This is a genomic window from Flavobacterium proteolyticum (assembly GCF_015223105.1).
GTDB lineage: Bacteria > Bacteroidota > Bacteroidia > Flavobacteriales > Flavobacteriaceae > Flavobacterium > Flavobacterium proteolyticum.
On sequence record NZ_JADFTZ010000002.1, the window covers coordinates 178688 to 204852 of the forward strand.

Here is a 26165-nt window from a genome sequence, read left to right on the forward strand (position 1 = left end):
TTACATTACACTATGAAAAAAGTATTTATAATATTTCTAATTATTATTGGATGTCAAATCAACGCACAAAACGATACGATAAAAAGTAATAATTGGAAAAATAACGCAAAAAAAATTGCATTTCATAAAAACAATGCCTTAGTAGTAATTGATGGAAGTCATACCAGTAATGAAATTCTTGCTCACTTAGATTTATCAAAAATTACTGATGTTACTGTTTTAAAAAAGAAAGAAGCAATAGAAAAATATGGTGAAATTGGTAAAGCTGGTGTTGTTGAAATTAAAACAAAAGGTTATTCTAGAGAAACTTTAGAAAAACTAATAAAAATTTATGCGTTTGAACAAAAACCTAATTCTGGAAAAACTTTTACAATTACAGGAATAGTTACCGATTGTGAAAAATTTTCAATTGGCGGTGCAGGAATTTCAAATTTAAATTCTAAAACAAATACATTTTCAGACTTTGATGGTAAATTTGAAATTGAAGTACATAAAAATGATGTTTTAGAGATTTATTCAAATGGCTTTAAAACTGAAAGAGTTTTAATTTCTTCATATAACAAAATCGAAATTTCATTAAAGGAAGATCAAAATTCAGAAAAAATAATAGTTGCCAAACCCGTAATTTATCTTTACCCAATTGAAAAAACTGAAATTGATTTACAACTGAATTTCAAAGGTAAATTACTAACTTCTTTTCCAAAATACGATAAAAATTGGGAAGTTGTCGCAGAACCAAATGGACAAATTTTTGATAAAAAAAGTAATCGTTATTATAGTTCGTTATTTTGGGATGGAACCATTGATTTCCCTGAAGAACATTATAAATATGATGATGGTTTTATAGTTCCAAAGGAAAAGTTAGCTGAATTTTTCATTGAGAAGCTTGAATACATTGGTTTAAACAATCAGGAAACAAATGAATTTATTCAGTATTGGCTACCTATTTTAGAACGAAATAAATACAATTTTATTCATTTTTTAATCAATGAAGAATGCAACGAAATTGCCACATTAAAAGTAAATCCAAAGGCAGAAACCATGATTAGAATTTACATAGAATTTTATGGCTTAGAAAATTACACTAGAATTAACGAACAAAAACTTCCAAAAACTGAAAGAAAAGGCTTTACAATAGTTGAATGGGGTGGTGCAGATTTTAGTGGAGAAATGTCTGAAAAAGATTTCTTTACAATCAATAAACTTCCTGAATATATAACTTTATCACACAAAAGAAAAGATCCAAAGGACATCCAACCATTGTATATAATAGACAATAAAATTTCATCTAAAAAAGTATTTGATAAATTACAACCATCTCAAATTAAAAAAATTGAAACTTATAATGGTGAAAAAGGAGCTGCTTTATATGGAGAACTAGGTGTGAATGGCGTTTTTGAAATCACCACTAAAAATCCAAAAAAATGAAAATATCAAATTTGATTGTAGTAATCTTTCTTTTCTCGTTTTCAATCCAAGCACAAGAGAAAAAACAAAACGACACGATTAAAATCGAAATCAATTCAAACACTAAAACTATTTATGTATTAGGCGGAATTACCTCTGTAAGTACTAAAGAAGATTTGGCTTTTGCGAAAAAATACAATATTCATTTTCACGATTTTGGTTGCATTGCTCCTGCAAATTTTGAGGAATATGAAGCTAAAAATGAATTGGTTTTTGATTTTTTGAATAAAACCTATGGAATGCAATGGCAAAAAGAAATCAAGCCAAGTGTTTTAGGTTTTGAGAAGTGGAAGAAAAAATAACTTAAATATATCTCGAAATTACATTTTCTAAATCGGCATATTCAAATGGTTTTACCAAAACATCGGTAAGACCATTTTTCTTTTCTAGAATTTCTTTTAGAATATTTTCTTTATCGGAAGCAGTTAAGGCAATAATCGGTGTTTTAATTCCGAGATTTCTAATTTTGATAGATGCTTCAATTCCGTTCATAACAGGCATATTGATGTCCATTAAAATAACATCATAATAATTATTATCTTCTAACAACAAAAGTGCCTCTAAACCATTTTCAGCCATTTGGAAGTTATGACCATTTTTCTCCAAAAGCTTTTGGGTTACCATTTGATTGATTTTATTGTCTTCTACTACCAAAATATTTAAGTTTTTTAACTTGGTATTAGAATTCGATTTTTGGGGTTCTGAAAGTAGAATTTCATCCGCTTTTAAATAAGGAAACCAAACCGTAAACTTGCTTCCTTCTCTAATTTTACTTTCAACTGTAATTCTTCCGCCAAATAATTCAACTAATCGTTTTACAATAGACAAACCAAGTCCAGTTCCTTTGTATTGTTCTTGTAGATTGACATCAACTTGTACAAATTTTTCGAAGATTTTATCTAGATATTCCTCTGGAATTCCGATTCCTGTATCTACTACTTCTAATTTCAAAAACGCATTATTATCTCTAATTTCTAAGAATAAACTAAGTGTAACTTTTCCCTTTTTAGTGAACTTTAAGGCATTACTGACTAAGTTGATTAAAATTTGGGAGAATCGAGTTAAATCGGTTTTTATAAAACGAGGAACATCATCTGCTATTGAAACAATTATTTCATTTTTATTGGATTTTGCAATCACATTCATAGACTCTTTTATATGTCCAATTTCTTCTCTAATATTTATATTCTCATAATTGAACTCAATATCATTATCTTCAATTTTATAAACATTTAAAACATCATTAATTAGAGTTAAAAGGTAATGAGAGGAAAATTTTAAAGCGTTAAAATATGGGCTATCTTTAATTTCCTTGTGTTCACTTTCTAAAATTTCAGCCATACCAATTACACCATACAAAGGGGTTCGTAGTTCATGACTCACATTAGATAAAAATTGTGTTTTTAAACGTGTCGCTTCTTCTGATTTTTCTCTAGCCACTTGTAACTGAAAGTTATAATCCGACAGCTTTTTACTTAATGTTCTATAATTTACAAAACCTTTAAAAATAAAAATTAAAAAAATGATTACAAAACCTAAAAACCACAATACCACTTTATTAAAACGATTTGCAGCTTTCATTTTTTGTTGCTGAATTTTCTTCTCAGTCTCAATTTGTTGCACTTTATATTTATACTCAAGAGCCTCAATATCACCGCCAGCCATTTTTATTTCAATATTTCTTTCTTTACTAAAAAGCTCATCTTGAAGTTGGTCATGTTTTTCTAAATAATATAGCGCCTTCTCCGTTTTATTATACTTTTTATAAAATCTATAAACCATTGCATAAATATCCATTTGATGCGATTTATGATATTCAATATTCTGATATTTAAAATCAGAAACACATTTTAAATAATTTTTTTCTGCATTTAAAAAATCATTTCGCATTTCGTAGTAATAAGCCATCAACGAATAATACGACATTCCCATTTCGTAATCGTTGTTCTTCATTTTTTTTTCTACTAATTGCAGATAATATTTTCCTTTACTAAGTTCATTCAACTCCAAATAAACATCTGCCAAATTAATCTCTGCAAAAGCAATATCTCGATCAGTATCCAATCTCTTTGAAAGTTCGTAGGATTTTTGATAATAATAAAGCCCTTTTTTTGAATCTTTTAGTCTGAAATAATAAAGATTTCCAATGTTGTTATAGAGATAATTAGCAATAGTATCATTCTTTGCTAACTTAGCGTAAGTGACTCCAGAATTATAGTATTGAATTGATTTTTTTAAATCACCAAATTCTTCGAAATTTAACCCAATGATATTGTAGGAAGCAGCGGCCATATCATATTTATTCTTCTTTAAAGCGTACTCTAAAAGTTGTTGAGAATACGATAAGGATTCGCTACATTTCAAATCATTTAGTCCTTTTAAGGCTTTGTCGTATAAACCTCTTGCATACTTATCTTTATACCCAATTCCTTGCCCAAAGGAAAGTTGAAAAGAAAACAATATCCAAAAAATTACTACTTCTTTTTTAAACATTTCTAAACAAGAGGAATTTGTTAATTTTAAGCTAATCTCAAATAAATTAATAGGCAAGCATACAAATTTAAAATTTTTATAGACTTGACCAAGAAATATATCAGAATATTAATAAAAATATAAACTAAAACCGATGCTTTTAAAACAAAAAAGCTCCTGTTTAGGAGCTTTTTTATTATTTATTTACGAATCTTATTTTTCAATCTCTTTCAAAGAATCCATTTTCTTGTGTGCTAAGAATCCTTTGATATCTTCAAAATGTTCTTTTACTCGTTTGTTTCCGAATTCAAAAACTTTTTCTGCTAAACCATCTAAGAAATCACGATCGTGAGAAACTAAAATTAAAGTTCCATCAAAATCACGTAAAGCATCTTTGATGATGTCTTTCGTTTTCATATCTAAATGGTTAGATGGCTCATCTAAAATTAAAAGATTCACGGGTTCTAACAATAATTTAATCATTGCTAAACGCGTTTTTTCTCCTCCAGAAAGCACTTTCACTTTCTTTTGAATATCATCACCTTGAAACATAAAGGCACCCAAAATATTTTTAATTTGTGTTCGAACATCACCAACAGCAATTCTATCAATCGTTTCAAAAATAGTTGCATTTTCGTCTAATTGAGCAGCTTGATTTTGAGCAAAATACCCAATTTGCGCATTGTGACCAATTTCTACAGAACCTCCATTAATTTCAATTTCTTTCATAATGGCTTTAATCATGGTTGATTTACCTTCACCATTTTTACCCACGAAAGCTACTTTTTGTCCACGTTCGATAACTAAATTCGCATCTTTAAAAATTAGTTTATCTCCATACGATTTTTCTAAATCTTTAACAATTACAGGATATTGTCCTGAACGCGCAGATGGTGGAAATTTCAATTTTAAAGCCGAAGTATCTATTTCATCAACCTCAATAGGAACAATTTTTTCTAACATTCTAACACGAGATTGTACTTGTTCTGTTTTTGAAAAAGTTCCTCTAAAACGTTCAATAAACGCTTGATTATCTGCAATGAATTTTTGTTGTTCTTCGTATGCTTTTTGCTGGTGAATACGTCTGTCTTTTCGCAATTCTAAATAATGAGAATATTTAGCTTTGTAATCATAAATTCTTCCCATTGTAACTTCGATAGTACGATTTGTAATGTTGTCTACAAATGCTCTATCGTGCGAAATCACCATAACGGCTTTGGCTTGTGTAATCAAAAATTCTTCCAACCATTCAATACTGTCCATATCCAAGTGATTGGTTGGCTCATCTAAAAGAATTAAATCGGGTTTTGTTAATAGGATTTTTGCCAATTCAATTCGCATTCTCCAACCTCCAGAAAATTCTTTTGTTGGGCGATTAAAATCTTCTCTTTCAAATCCTAATCCTTTTAATATTTTTTCAACTTCGGCTTCGTAATTCACTTCTTCGATTGAGTAATATTTCTCGGATAATTCCGAAACTTTTTCAATCAATTTCATGTAGTCATCGCTTTCATAATCGGTACGAACAGTCAATTGTTCATTAATTTCGTCGATCTCTTTTTTCATGTTCAACACCGAAGCAAATGCTTTTGATGTTTCTTCCATTACCGTACAGTTATCTTCTGTTAACAAATGTTGCGGTAAATAAGCAATAACAGTATCTCCTGGTGCCGAGATAACACCACGAGTTGGTTTATTTACTCCTGCAACAATTTTTAAAAGCGTAGATTTCCCTGCACCATTTTTTCCCATTAGGGCAATTTTATCGGTTTCATTAATGGCAAAAGTTACTTCGCTAAAAAGAGTGGTTCCACCAAATTCTACGGCAATGTCGTTAACTGTAATCATTTTTTAAAGTAAAAAGTTAGAAGTAAAAAGTAAAAAGTCTTTTTACATATTTTTTGAAGGTGCAAAGATAACTTTAAAATTCAGATTTTAGAATGCTGTAAACACATTTCATAAAATATCGTTAAGTTTTAGACATGCTTATAGAATTCTGTTATTTTTACGCTTTAAATTTCACTAAAATGAAAATCAAAACATTACTTTTATTTTCAGCCTTAACAAGTGCTGTAACGGTTAATTCACAAGATAAAAACAAAACTATTATGAATCCGTTTTTTGAAACATATACTACACCTTATCAAGTTCCTCCATTCGATTTAATTAAAAATGAACATTTTAAACCTGCTATTTTAGAAGGAATTAAAAAGCATGAATTAGAAATTAACACTATTGTTTCCAACAAACAAAAACCAACGTTTGATAATACAATTTTAGCGATGGAAAATTCAGGAAAATTACTTTCTAAAGCAAATACGGTTTTTTCCAATCTTAATAGCGCAAACACCAACGAGGAAATTCAAGCAATTGCGAAAGAATTAGCTCCCAAATTATCAGCACATAACGACAATATTTATTTGAATGACGCTTTATTCCAAAGAGTAAAAAACGTTTGGGATAACCAAAAGAACTTCAAATTAAACAAAGAACAAACCAAGATTTTGGAGAATCTTTATAAAAACTTTGTTAGAAGCGGTGCTAATTTATCGGAAGAAAATAAAAAGCGATTAAGAGAAATCAACTCTGAGATGGCTGTTGCTACTTTAAAATATGGTCAAAATATTTTAGCAGAAACCAATTCGTATGAATTAATAATTTCTGATGCAAAAGATTTAGCTGGATTACCAAACGAACTTATCGAAACCGCGGCTGCTGATGCTAAAGCGAAAGGAAAAACTGGAAAATGGGTGTTTACTTTATCAAATTCAAGCGTAATGCCATTTTTACAATACAGTTCAAACAGAAAATTACGTCAGGAAATTTGGGATGCTTACCAAATGCGAGCGAACAACAATAGCGATAAAGACAACAAAGAATTAGCGATTAAAATTGCAAACTTAAGAAGTGAAAAAGCAAGACTTCTAGGATATGAAACACATGCTGATTATGTGTTAGAAAAGTCAATGGCTAAAAATCCTGAAACCGCTACCAAATTACTGATGGACTTATGGACTCCAGCTTTAAATATGGCAAAAAAAGAATCGGCTGACATCAAAGAAATGATGCAAAAAGAAGGTATCAAAGATGATGTTCAACCTTACGATTGGAGATATTACGCTGAAAAAATAAGAAAAGAGCGTTTTGATTTGGACGAACAAGAAATGAAACCCTATTTCAGTTTAGAAAAAACAAGAGAAGGTGTTTTTACTGTTTGTGAAAAATTATATGGATTACAATTTAAAGAGTTAAATAACGTTCCAAAATACCACGAAGATGTAACCGTTTGGGAAGTTACCGAAGCTAACGCAAATCACGTTGGAATTTTGTACATGGATTTTCACCCAAGAGCTTCAAAAAGAGGTGGTGCTTGGATGACTTCCTACCGTACTCAAAAAATGGAGAATGGAAAACGTATTGCTCCAGTAGTTTCAATCGTTTGTAATTTCACCAAACCAACAGAAAACGCTCCAGCTTTATTAACTTTTGATGAAGTAAGTACGTTTTTCCATGAATTTGGACACGCTTTACACGGATTATTATCAAATGTAACTTATGAAAGTTTAGCAGGAACAAGCGTTCCAAGAGATTTTGTTGAATTACCATCCCAAATTATGGAAAACTGGGCCGCCGAACCAGAAGTAATGAAAATGTATGCGAAACACTACAAAACAGGAGAAGTAATTCCGGATGCGTTGATTGAAAAAATGCAAAAAGCCGGAACTTTTGACCAAGGATTTGCAACTACCGAATATTTGGCAGCTTCTCTTTTAGATATGCAATATCATACTCAAAAAGGAAACATTACGGTAGATGCTGAAACGTTCGAAAAAACAGCAATGAACAAAATGAATTTACCAAGCACTATCATTCCTAGATACAGAAGTACCTATTTCAACCATATTTTTGCTGGTGGTTATTCGGCTGGATATTACAGTTATATTTGGTCAGGAGTTTTAGACACGGATGCATTTGAAGTATTCAAAATAAACGGATTATTCAACCAAGATTACGCAAAATCATTCCGAAAAAATGTATTAGAAAAAGGAGGAACTGAAGATCCAATGGAACTTTACAAAAGCTTTAGAGGTGCTGAACCAAATACAGAACCACTACTAAGAAAAAGAGGTTTAGACCAAGTGAAATAATAACAAAAACGCCTGAATTACTTCAGGCGTTTTTTTATTCGTTATCGTCCATTTCAAAAAATAATGGTTCAATCATAATTCTATCGGCTAATACCTCTACTCTTTCGGTAATTTGGGAACAGAAGAATAAACGTTGGGTTTTCTCAGCACTCATAGAAAGTCTTTGAATGATGGAATCTTCTCGTTTACGTAACATTTCTTCCACATCGTCTACCACAAACATTTTAATCGTTGTCATATTGAATCCTGCTGATGAAAACATTTCGTTGATACGAATTGGCGTTCCAATCAATACATCCATTCCTAAGGAAATTTGATTTTTATCGTAATCGATATCGCCTTTTTCGTGTACACCAAAAACTCTTAAATTGTTATAACGATTTAGTTTCTTGAACATTTCAACCGCTTCCAATACTTTTTCTTTGTCTTGAACTAGAATTAAAGCGCGTGTACTTTCTCCAACAGGTTGATCCATTTTCTGAATCACATTCATTAAAATAGTAGTGGTTTTTCCGGAACCATTTGGCGCTTGAATTACAGCATCTACACCACTTTTAATGGTTGAAAATGTTTCTTGTTGCAACTCATTAGCTTCGATTAAATCGTTTTCAATAAGTGCTTTTTGAAGGTTGGGATTTATTTTTTTTAATTGCATTTTTTTTATGGTAATGGGTAATGGGAAAATGGTAATAGGTAACCTTGTACCCATAACCTTTGATCTTTTACCTAATTTATTTACTCGCGAACAATTTTACATCTTGTTCCGAAATTTCGTTTCCTCCTAAAATAATTAAGCGTTCTACTACATTTCTTAATTCACGGATATTTCCTGTCCAATCGTATTCTTGTAATAATTTGATGGCTGATTTTGAAAATGATTTTGGAGAAGTTCCTTGTTCCGAAGCAATCTTAGCAGCGAAATGCTCAATTAACTCTGGAATATCATCTCTTCTGTCATTTAAAGCAGGAACTTTAATTAAAATTACCGCTAATCTGTGATATAAATCTTCTCTGAATCTACCTTCCTCGATTTCTTTTTTCAAATCTTTGTTGGTTGCCGCAACAACACGTACATTAACTTTAATGTCTTTGTCAGCACCAACACGTTGAATTAAATTTTCTTGTAACGCACGTAAAACTTTAGCTTGAGCCGATAAACTCATGTCGCCAATTTCATCTAAGAAAATGGTACCGCCATCAGCTGCTTCGAATTTTCCTGCTCTGTCTTTAACAGCCGAAGTAAAAGCCCCTTTTACGTGACCAAATAATTCGCTTTCAATTAATTCCGATGGAATAGCTGCACAGTTTACCTCGATAATGGGAGCAGATGAACGCTCGCTTCTTTCATGTAATTGATGTGCTACTAATTCTTTTCCAGTTCCATTTGGACCTGTAATTAAAACTCGAGCATCGGTTGGAGCGACTTTATCAATCATGGTTTTTATGTGATTAATAGCTTCGCTATTTCCTATCATTTCGTAGTTTTTAGAGACTTTCTTTTTCAAGATTTTGTTCTCTACTACTAATTGTTTTTTATCCAAGGCATTTCGAACTGTATTCAATAAACGGTTCAAATCTGGTGGTTTTGAAATGTAATCAAATGCACCTAAACGCATGGTATTAATAGCAGTTTCTAAATCACCATGACCTGAAATCATGACCATTGGAATTTCTGGCTTGATTTTTTTAACAGCTTCTAACACCTCAACTCCGTCCATTTTTGGCATTTTGATATCGCAAAGAATCAAGTCATAATCTTCATTTTTGACTTTTTCAACTCCTTGCAAACCATCTTCTGCTTCTTCAACTTTATATGAATCATTTTCTTCGGAAAGTATTTTTACTAATACTCTTCGAATAGCTGCTTCATCTTCTATAATAAGGATTTTACTCATTCTTTTTAGTTTAAAAGGTGGGAGTTTAAAAGTTTAAAAGGGGAAAAACTCTTAAACTTATAAACACATAAACTCATAACCTCTTTTAATATTTTAACCACTTGTATAATTCTTTCCAACTTGGTTTTTTACCGTACATTAAAATACCAACTCGGTAGATTTTTGCGGCAAACCAGACTACAAAGATAAACGTTCCGTACAATAAAACGATAGAAAGTGCTAATTGCCATAATGGCACTCCAAATGGAATACGCATTAACATTACAATTGGCGAAGTTAACGGAATTAAAGAAAACACAACTGCCACTGTTCCGTGTGGATCATTCATTACGGTTAAAAAACCAACATAAACCGCCAACATTAACGGCATTAAAATTGGCATTAAAAACTGTTGGGAATCCGTTTCAGAATCTACCGCAGCACCTATAGCAGCATAAAACGAACTATATAAAAAATAACCTCCAATAAAGAAGATTACAAAACCAATTAATATGGATGTTACTGGAATTTCAGCAATGTAAAGTTGTAATTTATCCATAAAACTCATAGCAACTTCTGCTTGTTCTGCTGTTACTTGAGCGGTTGCAACGGCTTCTTGTTGGCCACCAAAAACAGCTGATAACGAAAACATCAGAACAACTCCAAGTACAATCCAAATTAAAAACTGTAAAATTCCAGCTAATGAAGTTCCGATGATTTTTCCCATCATCAATTGGAATGGTTTTACCGAAGAAATGATGATTTCAATAATACGATTCGTTTTCTCTTCAATAACACTTCGCATTACCATATTTCCGTAGATAATGATGAACATCATAATTAAATATCCGAAAGCGAAACCAATTCCAATTTTAATTTCATTTAAATATTTTAATCCGTCTTCTCCTGAAAATTTAGCAAATTGAACTTCTGATTTGATTTTTGCCTTTTCAATTGTATCGGCATCAAATCCTAATTTGTTAAGGTTTTCTCTATTTAATTTCGCATCAATAATGCGTTGCAAATTCATAAGAAAATCCATTTTCGGACTATCATCTGAAATGTAGGTTGTTTTGGTTGCCAATTCTTCTACATTTTGAACTTCTGGTACATAAATTAATCCTTCAAAAGCCTTACTTGCCGAATCTTTTGCCTTATCAAATGATAAATTAGAAAGGTTTACATATTTAATATCTTCCGAATTTTTGAAATCGTTGACAAAAATATTGGCTCTGTCGTGAACTCCAATTGTTTTAATATCGCCTTTATTTACACTTGATAAATACGCAATTAAAAATGTCATTCCCACAATCAATAACGGACCTAAAAAAGTCATTACGATAAATGATTTATTACGCACTTTTGCAATAAATTCCCTCTTGATAATTAAAGATAATACGCTCATGATTATTGACTTACGGTTTGAATAAATATATCGTTAACTGTTGGGATTTTTTCCATAAAATGGGTCACTTGACCAAATTGTGTTAAAATGGAAATCAATTCATTAGAAGAATGATTTTCTAGATGTACTTCCAATTTTAAATCATCATTTAACGATTTGAAATTGGTTTGCCCAATGGTAAATTTCTGAGTTAAACTTACCATTAAACCTTCAATATTATTCGTTAAAATTCCAACTTGATAAATATTGGTACGATGTTGACGTTTTACATCATCTAATTTCCCTTCGATAAGCTTGTTTGATTTGTGAATTAACGCAATGTAATCACACATTTCTTCTACCGATTCCATTCTGTGTGTAGAGAAAATTACAGAAGTTCCTTTTTTATTTAATTCGATGATTTCATCTTTAATTAAATTCGCATTTACGGGGTCAAAACCTGAAAAAGGTTCGTCTAAAATCAGTAATTTAGGTTGGTGCAAAACCGTTACAATAAACTGAATTTTTTGCGCCATACCTTTAGAAAGTTCCTGAATTTTCTTATCCCACCAACCCTGAATTTCGAACTTTTCGAACCAATATTTTAATTGTTTTTTAGCTTCTGCTTCGGGCATTCCTTTTAGTTGTGCCAAATACAAACATTGCTCGCCTACTTTCATGGTTTTGTACAAACCGCGTTCTTCGGGCATATATCCAATGTGTTTTACATGTTCTGGATTTAACTTTTCGCCATCTAAAAAAACTACACCACTATCAGGCATTGTAATTTGATTGATGATACGAATTAAAGAGGTTTTTCCAGCGCCATTCGGACCTAAAAGTCCATAAATACTACCTTTTGGAACTTGAAGCGAAACATTATTTAAAGCGGTATAATCGCCATATTGTTTCACTACATTTTGTACTTCGAGAATATTGCTCATATTTGAAAAGTATGAATTTGTTTTATTTATAAGTAGTAAATATACAGATTTTGTTACAAAAAAAACCCACCCTTTATTGCTAAAGGATGGGAAAAATTGCTATGAAAAAGAAAAACTCACTCTCCTAAGAAAGTGAGTTTCAAATGTATTAATATTTATTTAATTATGAAAACATATCTTTAACTTTTTCAAAAAAAGATTTGTCTGACTTTTCAGGCTTTGGAATAAAGTTTTCGTCTGTAAGCATTTTCTCAAAAAACTGCTTTTGTTCTTTGTTTAAGGTTTTTGGCGTCCAAACATTTACATGCACTAACAAATCACCATTTCCGTAAGAATTTAAACTTGGAATTCCTTTTCCTTTTAAGCGAAGAATTTTACCTGATTGAATTCCTTCTTCTAATTTTATGCGAACTTTTCCAGAAACCGTATCAATTTCTTTAGAAACGCCTAAAGCTGCTTCAGCAAAACTGATGTATAAATCGTAATGTAAATTTTCGCCTTCGCGTTTTAAAGATTCGTGTTCAATTTCTTCGATAGCTACAATTAAATCTCCTGGAATACTGTTTGTTCCTGGGGCTTCGTTACCTTTTCCGGCAACTTTTAACTGCATTCCATCAACAACTCCTGCTGGAATTTTGATTGAAACCGTATCGTCTTCTAACAACATTCCTTGCGCATCAGCTCCAGCAGGTTTTTGATCTAAAATCTGACCCGAACCACTACAAGTATGACACGTAGTTGCCGTTTGCATTCTACCTAATATGGTATTAGCAACTTTCATAATTTGTCCAGAACCATTACAAGTTGGACAACTTCTATACGTTACTCCAGAAGCTTGAACTTTACGTTTTACTTTTACTTTCTTTTCAACGCCGTTTGCAATCTCTTCTAACGTCAATTTTACTTTGATGCGAAGGTTACTTCCTTTTACTCTTCGTTGACCTCCGCCACCGCCAAATCCAGAAAATCCACCACCGCCAAAAGCACCACCAAAAATATCACCAAATTGACTGAAGATATCATCCATATTCATGTGATGACCACCGCCAAATCCGCCACCATCAAAAGCTTGGTGACCATATTGATCGTATTTTGCTTTTTTGTTGGCATCACTTAAAACTTCATAAGCTTCGGCAGCTTCTTTGAATTTTTCTTCTGCTTCTTTATTACCTGGATTTTTGTCAGGATGAAACTCGATTGCTTTCTTGCGATAGGCTTTCTTTATTTCTTCGGCTGAAGCATTTTTTGAAATGCCTAATATTTCGTAAAAATCTTTTTTCATTATATCTTGTATTATAATATGTAGAAAAAGACAAGTCATAACTTGTCTCTACGGTAAAATTATTGTCCGATTACCACCTTTGGAAAACGGATAATTTTGTCACCTAATTTGTAACCTTTTTCAATTACATCTACAATTTTACCTTTTAATTTATCGTTTGGTGCTGGAATTTGGGTAATAGCTTCTGCAAAATCAGCATCAAAAGCATCACCCGCTTTAACCTCTACTTCTTCTAATCCTTTAGAAACTAAAGTCGATTTCAATTTATCATGAATCAATTGAACACCTGTTACCAATGCTTCATCTCCCGAATTTGAAATTTGCGCCCAAGCTCTGTCAAAATCATCTAAAACAGGCAACATCGCTTGTAAAACTTCTTGATTAGCCGTTTTAAATAAATCTAAACGCTCTTTAGCGGTTCTTCTTTTATAGTTTTCGAATTCAGCAAAAAGACGCAAAAATTTATCTTTTTCGTTGCTCAATTCTTCTTGTAATTGCTCTTCTAAAGATAATTCTGGCGTTGGAATTCCTTGAGTTTCTGAAACATTTTCCTCATTAATGTTCTCCTTTTCGATGTTTTCAGTACTTTCTTGACTCATATTTTTGAATATTTTTTTAAACATTTTCACTTTAGTAAATGGGATTGCAAATGTATTGCCAAAAGTTGAAAAATGTCAAATTGTCAGCAAAATTATTAAAAGATAAATTTTAGCAACTTTTTAAGACAGTTTAAAAAAGTTAAAAAGTAAGTTTGTAACAACTAAAAAAATTAAAACATGAAAAAAAGCATTTTAAGTTTATTCGTTTTGGCTAGCATTTCAATGAATGTAGCTTGTAAAGGAGAAAAAAGTGAAAATGGTGAAGCTGGAGAAGTTGCAACAGCATCGGCAGAAAGCACGACTTATGTAGTTGACACAAAAGCTTCAGTAATTGAATGGATTGGTTCTAAACCTGCCGGAAAACACAATGGAACTATTAATTTGAAATCGGGAGAAGTTGCGGTTAAGAATGATAGCATTCAAAGTGGAAAATTTGTAATCGACATGAATTCGATTGTGGTTACCGATTTAAAAGCTGGTGACGGAAAAGAAGATTTAGAAGCGCATTTAAAAGGAACTGGCGATAAAGAAGGAGAAGATCATTTCTTCAACGTAGGTAAATTCCCAGAAGGAATGTTTGAAATTACTTCTATTACATCTGAAAATGGAAAAGCTACTGTAAATGGAAATTTAACTTTAAAAGGAATTTCAAAACCAGTTAGTTTTGCTGCAACTGTTACTTACGAAGGAAACAACATGACTTTAACTTCAGATTCTTTCCAAATTAATAGAACACATTGGAATGTAAACTATGCTTCAAAATCGATTTTTGATGATTTAAAAGATAAGTTTGTAAATGATGAAATTGAATTAGTTGTGAAATTAAAAGCAACAAAACAATAAAACAAAAACCGCCAAAAAATGGCGGTTTTTTTATTTTAGCAAATCATTCAAAGCTTTGTCTAGAGAAGCGAATTTGAATTGGTATTTCAAATCGAGCAATTTTCTACAACTTACATGTTGACTTGAAAATAAAATTTGATGCATTTCGCCTAACATTATTTTCATTACAAACTGTGGAATATTTGGTAAAAACAATGGTTTCCCTAAAGTTTTTGCAATTGCTTTTGTTAATTCAGCATTCGTAACTGGATAAGGTGCTACACCATTAAAAACTCCTGAAAGTTGGTTTTGAATTACAAATTGAAAAATACCAACTAAATCTTGAATATGAATCCAAGACTGATATTGTTCTCCCGAACCAAAAGCAGCACCTACTCCTATTTTTATTGGTTTTGCCATTTCCTGAAGAGCGCCACCATTTTTCGCCAAAACAATTCCTATTCTAATTTTAGCTACCTTAATATGTAGTTTTTCAAATTGATTGACTTCCTCTTCCCATTGTTTTACTACATTACCTAAAAAGGAATTGTCGACCTTATTATCAGTCTCATGATATATATAACTTAAATCGTTTGGATAAATTCCAATAGCAGATGCAGAAACAATCTGTTTTACCTGATGCGAATTTTTCTGAAGTGTTTTATATAATAATCTTGTAGATAAAACTCTACTCTCAATTATTTCTTCTTTGTACGAAGATGTCCATTTTTTTGCAACGGAGGCTCCAGCCAAATGCACAATCACCTCAACATCTGTTAAAGCGTTTAAATCGATTTCAGATGTTTTGGGATTCCAATAAAAACCTTTGTAATTATTTTGCGAAACTAACTTAGATTTTGAAGTCGACAAATAATGAACGGTAAATCCGTTTTGAAGTAATAAACTTACCAATTCTTGTCCAACTAATCCTGTAGCTCCTGTAATTAAAACCGTCATTTTCTTTTCCTTTTTTCTCAAATTTACAATCAATAAATAAGGAATGAAAGTAAATTAACTTATGTTTAGGATTAGTTTTAAGTTGGGAGTTGAGAGTCGGAAGTTGGGAGAAGAAAAGTTAAATCTAGTAATCTAAACTTATTACTCATTACTCCAAACTCATAACACTAACCTCTGACTTTAATTGTCCACTCGAATTGCATTTCAGAAACTTGTTCTCCTTTTTCGTTCTTTCCTATTGAAGTTAAACAAATAGTTTGTCCTTCATTTGTATCAATCGCTTTTTGAATCGTTTCTTTTATTAAACTACCTTGATTACAAGTAAACGTAATTCTTCCAGTTGCCTTTTTTGTAAATACGCTTTTATTCTGAGCTACCAACATCGAAATACTTTTTCCACTTTGTTTGATTTGAAACATAACCAAAGCTCCAGTAGTAAACTCTGCTGCCATAGCTTGCACAGCAAAATACATAGAATTAAACGGATTCTGATTAAACCAACGATGTTTTACCGTTACTTCACAAACTTCTGGTGAAATTGATTTAACTCTAACACCGCTCCAAAAAGCAGAAGGCAGTTTAAAAAAAGTAAATAGATTCAGTTTTGCAGGTGTAAACTCCATAATTCATTGATTTAATTTGTAAAAGTACAAAAAATACTATGCATTCCTACTATTTTTTTATTTGTTAAATTTTTGTTAAATATTAGTACTATGCGTAACATAATACCTGCTTTTAGACTTATCTTTGTATAAGAAAATAATAGGTAATCTAATTTTCAATCATCAAATCAATCAATGCGCAAGCAAAAAGAATCAAAAAATGAACAGTCTAATTAAAAAAAACAAGGGGAATTATGAACATTGAAAACACTAAAGCACAAATGCGAAAAGGTGTTTTAGAATTCTGTATCTTATCTGTCTTAAAAGAAAAAGATGCATATACTTCTGAAATATTGGATACGCTAAAGAATGCTAAATTACTAGTTGTGGAAGGCACCGTTTACCCACTACTTACAAGATTAAAAAACGATGGGTTATTGAATTATCGTTGGGAAGAATCCACATCGGGTCCACCGAGAAAATATTACGGTTTAACCGATGAAGGCAAAGAATTTTTACAAGAATTAAATGGCACCTGGAAAGAATTATCAGATGCAGTAAACATAATAACAAGTCAAAACTAAAGGTCATGAACAAAACAATAAGTATAAATTTAGGAGGATTTTTCTTTCACATCGATGAAGATGCCTATCAAAAATTATCGCGTTATTTTGATGCGGTGAAACGTTCACTTTCGCCTGATGGAAGAGACGAAATCATGAAAGATATAGAAAGTCGCATCGCCGAATTATTCCAAGAGCGCATACAAAACGAAAAACAAGTCATTGGTTTAGTAGAAATTGATACTGTAATTGGAATCATGGGACAACCAGAAGATTACAAAATTGATGACGAGAAATCAACTTATCAATCAAGTTCATCATCTTCCACAAATTTCTATTATCCTTCAAAAAGATTATATCGTGATAAAGAAAATGGAATGCTTGGTGGTGTGATGGCTGGTTTAGGACATTATCTTGGAATTGATACTTTATGGTTACGTATCATAATGGTTATCTTATTCTTCGGATTTGGAACAGGTTTGTTTGTTTATATTGTGTTATGGATTTTAGTTCCAGAAGCGGTTACCACAACTCAAAAATTAGAAATGAAAGGTGAGCCGATAACCATCTCAAACATCGAAAAAAAAGTAAAGGAAGGTTTTGACGATATTACTTCTAAGTTTAGTAATATCGACCATGAGAAAATCGCAAACACAGCAAAATCTGGAGCTACTAGAATTGGTTCTACTATTGAAGAAGTTATCACAACTATCTTTAAAGTATTCGCCAAAATAATTGGAGCTTTTATAGTGTTTTTCTCTGGAATGGGATTGTTAGCAATAATCATAACGAGTATCATCATGATATTTTCGTCAACAATGCCTGATAATTACATTTTAAACAACATTCAAACACCAATTGGTCTAGAAACACCACTTTGGGCTCAAGGAATGCTTTTATTATTAGGTTTTGGAATTCCGTTGTTCTTCTTGCTGATTTTAGGATTAAAACTAATCGTAAACAACTTAAGATCTATCGGAAATTATGTAAAATATAGTTTGTTAGCAGTATGGTTAATCGCAGTTGGAATCATAATTTCATTAGGAATTAATGAAGCTTCACAATTAGCTTTTGAAGGAAAATCGGTTCAAAAAGAAGTGATTGCAATTGCTCCAACAGATACTTTAAAAATCAAATTCAAAAACAATGATTTTTATTCGAAAAGCAATTATAGAAATCACGATTTTAAAATAACACAAGATGAAGGTGATAACGAAATCATTTATTCGAATAATGTTTCTATTGAAATTAAGTATACAGATGAAGCAACACCTTATATGTTAATAGAGAAATTGGCCAATGGAAAATCAACTTCGCAAGCTAAGAAAAGAGCTGAAAAAATTAAATACAATTACAAAATCGAAGGAAACACAATCGTTTTAGACAATTATCTATTAACTGCTGTTGAAAATAAATTCAGAGGTCAAGAAGTAGAAATTTATTTGTACTTACCAAAAGGAACCATCTTCCAAACCGATGAAAGTTATAGCAATTACGATAGAAGCGATTATAACTTTTTCGATGAAAATGAATATGATACTAAAAATCCGGTGTATCGAGTAGATTCTGATAAAATTAGATGTTTGAATTGTTTAGAATCTGATAGCAACAATGATTTGAGTATTGAAATAGAAACAGATGACACTTCTGCTTCTATTTACTATGATGAAAATGGTGTTTTAGTAAAGAAAGTAGTCAACAAAGAGGAAAATGGTGTGGTAAAAAGTACTGAAGAAAGAATCACTGCTACGAAAAAAGTGAAATTAGATAGTATAAAAAAGGAAGTTTTAAACGAAATAAACAACTCTAAAAAGAAATAACATGAAAACTCATTTAAAATTAATTGCTCTCTTTATTACACTTACTTTGGCCTCCTGCAATGCTAATCTAAATTTAGGAGATGGTATTGATGGAAGTGGCAATGTAGTAATTGAAAAAAGAACTATCGACGCTCCTTTTACTAAAATTGATGCCAGTGCAGGTGTTGAAGTAATTCTAGAACAAGGTGCAGCTACACAAGTAGAAGTGGAAGTTGATGACAACTTGATGGAACATATTGTAACAAGAGTTGAAAATGGAACTTTAATTGTAAAAATTGAAGGAAACATTAATACAATGGAAAGTGCAATTGTTCGAGTAAGAACAAAAACTATCGAAGGGTTAGAATCTTCTAGCGGTGCAACTATTCGTTCAAAAAGTACTTTAAGAGGAACTAATTTAAAAGTAAAATCAAGTAGCGGAAGCACAATTAATACCGATTTAGAATACGAAAAAGTAAGTTGTGAATCTTCAAGTGGTAGCGAAATAAAAGTAAATGGTAAAGCTTTAGTATTAGAAACAAGTTCGTCTAGTGGAAGTGAAATTGAAGCACAAGATTTAGCAGCTAACGAAATATTTGCACAATCAACTAGCGGAAGTAGCACAATTGTAAATCCAATTGTATTATTAAATGCAAAAGCTTCAAGCGGAAGTTCTATCGACTACGTTAAAGAACCAAAAAAAGTAGTAAAAGAAGAAACTTCTGGAGGAAGTGTTAGCTTTAACTAATTAACAAATAATTAGTATATAATTAACAGCTTTGTTATAAGCATTTTATAATTTTACATAAACAAACTTAAATTCAACTCTCATGATTAAGCTAATAATTCAAGTCGTAGAATTTGTTTTTACTCTGATAGTAAATCTTATCGAATCCATTATATAGTAGTAAAGCATCAGTAAAACTGGTGCTTTTTTATTTATCAAATTTCATTAATATTGTATTTCTAATACTCAAAAAATGAAATTTGGAACAAAATTTGTGTAAGTTTGTGATATCAAATCATCATAAAATGACAAAAAAAATATCTTTTCTGTTTACCCTTTTATTTTTAACTACAATAGCTGTAGCACAAAAAAAAGAAAAAATCAAAGGTTCTAAAATTGTAACTGTATCTGTAAAAGAAATTCCATCTTTTGAAAACATTGAAATCAATGATAATTTTGAAGTCTTTTTAGTAAAATCAGACAAACCATCTTTAGAAATTGAAGCTGATGACAACCTTCATGAAATCATTAACTATGAAGTCGCTGGTGGAACATTAAGAGTTTCTTCTTTAAGAGAAGCAATTGGTGCCAAAAAATTTGCCTTACGCATCAACTATACTTCGGAATTAAAATTAATCACTGCTAAAAACGAAAGTTCCATTCATGCTTTAGCAGATTTAGAATTAGAAAACATTACCATAAAAAACTACGATAATTCAAGAGCATTTTTAAATGTAAAGGCAAATTATTTTGCACTAATGTTGAATGATAAATCGGAGGCAGAAATAAATGTAAAAGCAGACAATACTTCTTTAGAATTAAGTAAAAATGCTGAATTAAAAGCGTTGGTTACTTCACCAGAATTAAAACTTGACATGTATCAAAAAAGTCAAGCAGAAATTGAAGGAAACGTAAACAATGCTAAAATGAGGTTAGACAATTATGCTGTATTAACTGCAAAAAAACTAGTAATTGCTACTCTAGAATTATCTACCGAAAGTTATGCAAAGAGTTTTATTAACGTAACAAACACTCTTAATTTAGCTGCTTCAGGAAAAACAGAAACAGAATTATTAGGGGAATCAAAAATTCAAATAACTAAATTTTTGAATAACGCCACTTTGTATAAAAAAGAGAAATAAACATGTATTTAATACATAAAAAGGGATAGATTAACTTCTATCCCTTTTTTATTTAATTTAATTACGCTTTTCCTGCTGCAATTAAGTTCAAAGCAGAACCCGCCACGAACCATCCAATTTGACTTTCGTTATAGGTATGATTTGCTAAAATTATATCTTTTGAACCATCAGCGTGTACAAATTCTAACGATAATGGTTTTCCTGGTGCAAACTCAGTTAAATCCAAGAAATTGATGGTGTCGTCTTCTTGAATTTTATCGTAATCTGATTCATTTGCAAAGGTTAAAGCTAACATCCCTTGTTTTTTCAGGTTTGTTTCGTGAATACGAGCGAATGATTTTACTAAAACCGCTTTCACACCTAAAAAGCGTGGTTCCATAGCCGCATGCTCACGTGAAGAACCTTCTCCGTAATTATGATCTCCCACCACAATAGAAGGAACACCCGCCGCTTTATAAGCTCTTTGAACAGCTGGAACTGCATCATAAGATCCAGTCAATTGATTTTTAACTGAATTTGCCTTACCATTGAACGCATTTTCAGCACCAATCAACATATTATTCGAAATATTATCCAAATGTCCTCGGAAACGTAACCAAGGTCCAGCCATGGAAATATGATCAGTAGTACATTTTCCAAACGCTTTGATTAGCAATTTTGCTCCTGTATAATTTTTACCATCCCAAGCCTCAAAAGGCGCTAACAATTGTAATCGGTCTGAAGTTGGAGAAACCACAACTTCTACGCTTGAACCATCAGCTGCAGGCGCTTGAAATCCCGGATCTTCTACATCAAAACCTTTAGTTGGCAATTCATCTCCAAAAGGCGGATTCAATTTTATAGCTTCTCCTTTATCATTAATTAAAGTATCGGTTATTGGATTAAAATCCAAACGACCAGAAATTGCTAACGCCGCTACCATTTCAGGAGAAGTTACAAAAGCGTGGGTGTTTGGATTTCCATCGGCTCTTTTTGAAAAGTTTCGATTGAACGAATGCACGATGGTGTTTTTTTCTTGTTTGTCCGCTCCTTCTCTATCCCATTGTCCGATACAAGGTCCGCAAGCATTAGTAAATACTTTGGTTCCCATTTTTTCGAAATCAGCAATAATTCCATCTCGTTCAATCGTATATCGAATTTGTTCCGAACCTGGATTGATTCCAAATTCTGCCTTTGGAGTAATTCCATGAGCCACCGCTTGTCTTACAATGGAAGCTGCACGCGACATATCTTCGTAAGATGAATTGGTACACGAACCGATTAATCCCCATTCTACTTTTATTGGCCAACCATTAGCTGCAGCTTCTTCCTTCATTTTAGAAACTGGTGTCCCTCTATCTGGAGTAAATGGTCCGTTAATATGTGGTTCTAACTCGGATAAATTAATTTCAATTAATTGGTCGAAATATTTTTCTGGATTCGTATAAACTTCGGCATCGGCAGTTAAGTAAGATGCTACTTTATCGGCAGCATTTACAACATCTTGACGACCAGTTGCGGCTAAATATCTTCTCATGGAATCGTCATAACCAAAAGTAGAAGTTGTAGCTCCAATTTCAGCTCCCATATTACAAATGGTTCCTTTTCCGGTACATGACATCGATTCGGCACCTTCTCCGAAATATTCTACAATAGCTCCAGTTCCTCCTTTTACGGTTAAAATATCAGCAACTTTTAAAATAACATCTTTTGGTGCAGTCCAACCGTTTAATTTACCAGTTAGTTTTACTCCGATCAATTTTGGAAATTTTAATTCCCAAGACATGCCTGACATCACATCAACTGCATCAGCACCACCAACACCAATAGCTAACATTCCTAAACCTCCTGCATTTACAGTGTGAGAATCTGTTCCAATCATCAAACCTCCGGGAAAAGCATAATTCTCTAATACGATTTGGTGAATAATTCCCGAACCAGGTTTCCAAAAACCAATGCCGTATTTGTTTGACACTGATGATAGAAAATCGAATACTTCTTTTGATTGTTTATTGGCCAACTCTAAATCTTGTTTGGCACCATTTTTTGCTAAAATTAAGTGGTCACAGTGAACCGTTGTTGGAACCGCTACTTTACTTTTTCCCGCATGCATGAATTGCAATAATGCCATTTGTGCTGTTGCATCTTGACAAGCCACCCTATCGGGAGCAAAATCAACATAATCTTTACCTCTTGCGAAAGCTTGCGTTGGCATTCCTTCCCAAAGATGCGAATACAAAATTTTCTCAGACAAAGTCAATGGACGCCCAACTATATCACGAGCTTTATCTACTCGTTCTGCCATGGTAGCGTACACTTTTTCAATCATTTCAATATCAAATGCCATAGTAATTTATTTTGTTTGTTATTTAATCCCACTAATTTACAAAAAATTGAACAGATAAAAACAAAAAAGCCCAAGTAAAACTTGAGCTTTCTGAATTAATATTTTAGATATTATTATCCTACTAATAATTTATGAGATGGAGCAAACTTAGTTAAGTTGATTCCTTCTACCGCTTTTTTGTATTCTTCAATTGAAGGAGTTCTTCCTAAAATAGTTGACAATACTACAACAGGAGTAGATGATAATAATGATTCTCCTTTTTTCTCTGCAGAGTCTTCTACAACACGACCTTGAAACAAACGAGTTGATGTTGCCATAACCGTATCTCCTTTAGATGCTTTTTCTTGGTTCCCCATACAAAGGTTACAACCTGGACGCTCTAAGTACAACATGTTTTCGTATTCTGTACGAGCTACTGCTTTTGGCGCATTATCATCAAATTCGAAACCAGAATATTTTTGTAATACTTCCCAATCACCTTCTGCTTTTAATTCGTCAACGATGTTGTATGTTGGAGGAGCAACTACTAAAGGCGCTTTAAATTCCACTTTACCTTGTTGTTTTTCGATGTTTTTCAACATCTGAGCTAAGATTTTCATATCTCCTTTGTGAACCATACAAGAACCGATGAATCCTAAATCTACTTTTTTATCTCCTCCGTAGAAAGAAAGCGGACGAATTGTGTCGTGAGTATAACGCTTTGAAACGTCTTTATTATTTACATCTGGGTCAGCAATCATTGGCTCAGCGATTTGATCTAAATCAACCACTACTTCAGCGTAGTATTTTGCATTAGCATCTGGACGTAAAGCTGGTTTTTCACCTGAACGGATTTCCGCAATACGTTTGTTTGCCTTATCAATTAATCCTTGAAGCACACGGTTTTTGTTGTCCATGCCTTTATCAATCATGATTTGGATTCTACCTTTTGCAATTTCTAATGATTCGATTAACGTTTCATCTTCAGAAATACAAATAGATGCTTTTGCTTTCATTTCTGCAGTCCAATCTGTGAATGTAAACGCTTGGTCAGCAGTTAAAGTTCCAATATGAACTTCAATAATTCTTCCTTGGAAAACGTTTTCACCACCAAATTGGTGTAACATTTGCGCTTGTGTAGCATGAACCACATCACGGAAATCCATATAATCTGGCATATTCCCTTTGAAAGTCACTTTTACAGATTGTGGAATTGGCATAGAAGCTTCACCTGTAGCAAGAGCTAAAGCAACTGTTCCTGAATCCGCTCCGAACGCAACACCTTTAGACATCCGTGTATGAGAATCTCCTCCAATAATGATTGCCCATTCATCAACTGTAATATCATTTAATACTTTGTGAATTACGTCGGTCATGGCATGGTAAACCCCTTTAGGATCACGAGCTGTAATCAATCCGAAATCATTCATGAATTGCATTAATTTCGGGATATTAGCTTGTGCTTTTTTATCCCAAACCGATGCAGTATGACAACCTGATTGGTACGCTGCATCAACAATTGGAGAAATTACAGTAGCAGCCATAGATTCTAATTCTTGAGCGGTCATCAAACCTGTTGTATCTTGCGAACCAACAATATTTACCGTAACACGAACATCAGAACCCGCGTGCAAAACTTGTTTAGAAATAGTACCAACAGCATTTTTGTTGAAGATTTTCTCCACTGCTGTTAATCCCTGACCTTCAATGTGAATCTCTTTTGAAGGTGCATACACTAGAGGAGCTTCGATTCCTAAAGTTTTAGCAGCAAAAGTTTGTAGTTTTTTACCAAAAACAATAGCGTAAGAACCACCTGCTTTGATAAATTCCATTTTTTGTGGTGTGAATGATCTTGAAATATCAATCAATTCTTTATCACCATTGTATAATTTTTTAGTTTTTGTATTGATCGTTAAAACCGTTCCAGTTGCAACTGAGTATACTTGTTCTAAAATTGGTTCCCCATTTTCATCGCGAACTAATTCTCCGTTGGCATCTGTTTTTTTAACCCAGTTTTTTAAATCGATTCCGATACCACCAGTTACGTCAACTGTAGTAAGGAAAATTGGAGAAATTCCGTTAGTTCCACCTACGATTGGAGCGAAATTTACGAATGGCACATAAGGACTTGCTTGTTTACCTGTCCAAAGTGCTACGTTATTTACACCTGACATACGAGAAGAACCTACACCCATCGTGCCTTTTTCAGCAATTAACATTACCGATTTATCTGGATGTTGCGCTTGTAAGGCTTTAATTTCTTCTTGCGCTTGAGGTGTAATCATACATTTTCCGTGTAATTCACGGTCAGAACGCGAGTGCGCTTGATTCCCTGGAGATAATAAGTCGGTTGAAATATCACCTTCTCCAGCGATGAAAGTTACTACTTTAATTTCTTCAGCAACTTCTGGAAGTTTTGTAAAGAATTCCGCTTTTGAATAGCTTTCTAAAATGTCTTTTGCTACTGCATTTCCATTTTCATATGCTACTTTTAAACGATCCATATCGGCATCGTATAAGTAAACCTGTGTTTTTAAAACTTCAGCCGCTTGTTTCGCAATTGCCTCATCGTTTCCTAAAGCTAAATCCAACAATACTACAATTGAAGGTCCACCTTTCATGTGTGATAACAATTCAAAAGCAAAAGATGGAGTAATTTCAGCTACTGTTTCTTGACCTAAAATAATTTCTTTTAAGAATTTTGCTTTTGCACCAGCTGCAGGAGTAGTTCCTGGTAAAGTATTGTAGATAAAAAACTTCAAACAATCTTGTCTGTTTGCATTGTTTGTATCTTTAATTTGAGTAATGATTTCGTTTAATAAATCAGCACTATCAATTGGTTTTGGGTGTAATCCTTGACCTTTTCTTTCTTCGATTTCTTTAATATAATCGTTATAAAGATTCATTTCGTTAGCTAATGCCATACTATAAAATAAGTTAATTAGTGTTTGTTGTATTTTTTGGTGGCACAAATTTAATAAATCTTAATCAGATTTAAAAATTTTTAATAAAAAGCCTAAATAGAAGAATTATTATTTATAAAGATTCTATTTTAGTATTTATTTTTCAATAAAAATG

General features: G+C 32.3%; 20 protein-coding genes. 8 read left to right on the plus strand and 12 right to left on the minus strand.

The genetic code is table 11. The features are described from left to right. Positions 1-12: 12 nt before the first annotated feature. Together IM755_RS06255 and IM755_RS06260 are read left to right on the plus strand one after the other, a co-directional pair. Positions 13-1428 (plus strand): SusC/RagA family TonB-linked outer membrane protein, encoded by a 1416-nt coding sequence (locus IM755_RS06255; RefSeq protein ID WP_194094824.1) that lies wholly within the window; start codon positions 13-15, stop codon positions 1426-1428. After that, on the plus strand, positions 1425-1769 hold the full coding sequence (locus IM755_RS06260) for an FEKKY domain-containing protein (protein ID WP_194094826.1): 345 nt from the start codon (positions 1425-1427) through the stop codon (positions 1767-1769). Before IM755_RS06255 ends, IM755_RS06260 begins: the two co-directional genes overlap by 4 nt. A 1-nt stretch (position 1770) precedes the next feature. Here IM755_RS06260 and IM755_RS06265 read toward each other — a convergent pair whose 3' ends face one another. Both IM755_RS06265 and IM755_RS06270 read right to left on the minus strand, forming a co-directional pair. Beyond that, positions 1771-3960, minus strand: coding sequence for an ATP-binding response regulator (locus IM755_RS06265; RefSeq protein ID WP_194094828.1), 2190 nt, complete (start codon positions 3958-3960; stop codon positions 1771-1773). A 192-nt stretch (positions 3961-4152) separates the two neighbouring features. After that, on the minus strand, positions 4153-5787 hold the full coding sequence (locus IM755_RS06270) for an ABC-F family ATP-binding cassette domain-containing protein (protein ID WP_194094830.1): 1635 nt from the start codon (positions 5785-5787) through the stop codon (positions 4153-4155). A 179-nt stretch (positions 5788-5966) separates the two neighbouring features. Here IM755_RS06270 and IM755_RS06275 point away from each other — a divergent pair, with 179 nt between their 5' ends. Continuing rightward, positions 5967-8087, plus strand: coding sequence for a M3 family metallopeptidase (locus IM755_RS06275; RefSeq protein WP_194094832.1), 2121 nt, complete (start codon positions 5967-5969; stop codon positions 8085-8087). A 34-nt stretch (positions 8088-8121) separates the two neighbouring features. On the opposite strand, the gene IM755_RS06280 is transcribed toward IM755_RS06275, so the two are convergent. From IM755_RS06280 to IM755_RS06305, 6 genes are all read right to left on the minus strand, one after another. Further along, a complete protein-coding gene (locus IM755_RS06280) occupies positions 8122-8742 on the minus strand; it encodes a DEAD/DEAH box helicase (protein WP_111565689.1) in 621 nt (206 codons plus the stop codon). A gap of 76 nt (positions 8743-8818) precedes the next feature. Then, complete coding sequence (locus tag IM755_RS06285) at positions 8819-9982, minus strand: sigma-54-dependent transcriptional regulator (protein WP_194094834.1); 1164 nt, start codon at positions 9980-9982, stop codon at positions 8819-8821. 85 nt (positions 9983-10067) lie between these two features. Then, the gene (locus IM755_RS06290; RefSeq protein ID WP_194094836.1) at positions 10068-11366 is read right to left on the minus strand and encodes an ABC transporter permease; all 1299 of its coding nucleotides are present in this window, start codon (positions 11364-11366) and stop codon (positions 10068-10070) included. 2 nt (positions 11367-11368) lie between these two features. Then, a complete protein-coding gene (locus IM755_RS06295) occupies positions 11369-12289 on the minus strand; it encodes an ABC transporter ATP-binding protein (RefSeq protein WP_194094845.1) in 921 nt (306 codons plus the stop codon). Positions 12290-12452: 163 nt separating this feature from the next. Continuing rightward, the gene (gene dnaJ, locus IM755_RS06300) at positions 12453-13571 is read right to left on the minus strand and encodes a molecular chaperone DnaJ (protein ID WP_194094847.1); all 1119 of its coding nucleotides are present in this window, start codon (positions 13569-13571) and stop codon (positions 12453-12455) included. A 59-nt stretch (positions 13572-13630) separates the two neighbouring features. Further along, positions 13631-14194 (minus strand): nucleotide exchange factor GrpE, encoded by a 564-nt coding sequence (locus tag IM755_RS06305; protein ID WP_026724570.1) that lies wholly within the window; start codon positions 14192-14194, stop codon positions 13631-13633. 153 nt (positions 14195-14347) lie between these two features. On the opposite strand from IM755_RS06305, the gene IM755_RS06310 reads away from it, so the two are divergent. Then, positions 14348-15013: a YceI family protein gene (locus IM755_RS06310; RefSeq protein ID WP_194094849.1), complete on the plus strand. Its 666-nt coding sequence runs from the start codon at positions 14348-14350 to the stop codon at positions 15011-15013. A 30-nt stretch (positions 15014-15043) separates the two neighbouring features. On the opposite strand, the gene IM755_RS06315 is transcribed toward IM755_RS06310, so the two are convergent. Together IM755_RS06315 and IM755_RS06320 are read right to left on the minus strand one after the other, a co-directional pair. Continuing rightward, entirely contained in the window at positions 15044-15970 is a 927-nt protein-coding gene (locus IM755_RS06315; RefSeq protein ID WP_317172436.1) for a TIGR01777 family oxidoreductase, read from the minus strand. Between the two features lie 146 nt (positions 15971-16116). Next, complete coding sequence (locus tag IM755_RS06320) at positions 16117-16572, minus strand: DUF4442 domain-containing protein (RefSeq protein ID WP_194094851.1); 456 nt, start codon at positions 16570-16572, stop codon at positions 16117-16119. A gap of 233 nt (positions 16573-16805) precedes the next feature. Here IM755_RS06320 and IM755_RS06325 point away from each other — a divergent pair, with 233 nt between their 5' ends. From IM755_RS06325 to IM755_RS06340, 4 genes are all read left to right on the plus strand, one after another. Then, positions 16806-17135, plus strand: a complete 330-nt coding sequence (locus tag IM755_RS06325) for a PadR family transcriptional regulator (protein WP_026724567.1) — start codon at positions 16806-16808, stop codon at positions 17133-17135. A gap of 5 nt (positions 17136-17140) precedes the next feature. Further along, positions 17141-18934, plus strand: coding sequence for a PspC domain-containing protein (locus IM755_RS06330; RefSeq protein ID WP_194094853.1), 1794 nt, complete (start codon positions 17141-17143; stop codon positions 18932-18934). A 1-nt stretch (position 18935) separates the two neighbouring features. Beyond that, positions 18936-19661: a head GIN domain-containing protein gene (locus IM755_RS06335; protein WP_194094855.1), complete on the plus strand. Its 726-nt coding sequence runs from the start codon at positions 18936-18938 to the stop codon at positions 19659-19661. A 284-nt stretch (positions 19662-19945) separates the two neighbouring features. Continuing rightward, complete coding sequence (locus IM755_RS06340) at positions 19946-20782, plus strand: GIN domain-containing protein (protein ID WP_194094857.1); 837 nt, start codon at positions 19946-19948, stop codon at positions 20780-20782. 61 nt (positions 20783-20843) lie between these two features. On the opposite strand, the gene IM755_RS06345 is transcribed toward IM755_RS06340, so the two are convergent. After that, entirely contained in the window at positions 20844-23108 is a 2265-nt protein-coding gene (locus tag IM755_RS06345) for an aconitate hydratase (RefSeq protein WP_194094859.1), read from the minus strand. A 113-nt stretch (positions 23109-23221) separates the two neighbouring features. Further along, the gene (locus IM755_RS06350) at positions 23222-25993 is read right to left on the minus strand and encodes a bifunctional aconitate hydratase 2/2-methylisocitrate dehydratase (RefSeq protein ID WP_194095376.1); all 2772 of its coding nucleotides are present in this window, start codon (positions 25991-25993) and stop codon (positions 23222-23224) included. Between the last annotated feature and the right edge of the window lie 172 nt (positions 25994-26165).